Consider the following 1010-nt stretch of genomic DNA (forward strand, 5'->3'; position numbering starts at 1 on the left):
TTTGATGTCCTCGACGACTGGCTCAAACGCGATCGCTTCGTCTTCGTAGGCTGGTCTGGCATCCTGCTATTCCCCTGCGCCTACCTAGCCATCGGTGGCTGGTTAACAGGCACCACCTTCGTCACATCCTGGTACACCCACGGTTTGGCAAGCTCCTACCTCGAAGGAGCCAACTTCCTCACCGTAGCAGTCTCCACCCCAGCCAACAGCCTCGGACACTCCCTGCTGTTCCTGTGGGGCCCCGAAGCACAGTGGGACTTCACCCGCTGGTTCCAACTCGGCGGTTTGTGGACATTCGTAGCCCTCCACGGCGCCTTCGCACTGATCGGCTTTTGCCTGCGTCAGATTGAAATCGCCCGTTTAGTCGGCATCCGTCCCTACAACGCCCTAGCATTCACCGGCCCCATCGCCGTGTTTGTTTCGGTGTTCCTGCTTTACCCCTTGGGTCAATCAGGCTGGTTCTTCGCCCCCAGTTTCGGCGTCGCAGCAATTTTCCGCTTCCTGTTATTCCTGCAAGGCTTCCACAACTGGACGCTCAACCCCTTCCACATGATGGGCGTTGCAGGCATCTTGGGCGGCGCGCTGCTGTGCGCCATCCACGGTGCAACCGTAGAAAACACCTTGTTTGAAGACGGCGAAGGTGCTAACACCTTCCGCGCCTTCAACCCAACTCAGTCAGAAGAAACCTACTCGATGGTGACAGCCAACCGTTTTTGGTCGCAAATCTTCGGAATTGCCTTCTCCAACAAGCGCTGGTTGCACTTCTTCATGCTGTTCGTACCTGTCACAGGCTTGTGGATGAGCTCCATTGGCATCGTCGGTTTAGCATTAAACCTGCGCGCCTATGACTTCGTATCACAAGAATTGCGCGCTGCTGAAGATCCTGAGTTTGAAACGTTCTACACTAAGAACATTCTGCTTAACGAAGGCATTCGTGCTTGGATGGCTCCGACAGACCAACCCCACGAAAACTTCATCTTCCCTGAAGAAGTTCTGCCTCGCGGTAACGC

Annotated in this window: 1 protein-coding gene; it reads left to right on the forward strand. The window is 55.4% G+C overall.

Features of this window, described 5'->3' with window-relative positions; translation table 11 throughout:
- The coding region (gene psbD, locus QUA43_RS30735; RefSeq protein WP_333379555.1) for a photosystem II D2 protein (photosystem q(a) protein) at positions 1–1010 on the forward strand (1010 nt) is incomplete at both ends.

Source organism: Microcoleus sp. N9_B4 (genome assembly GCF_036701635.1).
Taxonomy (GTDB): Bacteria; Cyanobacteriota; Cyanobacteriia; order Cyanobacteriales; family Microcoleaceae; genus Microcoleus.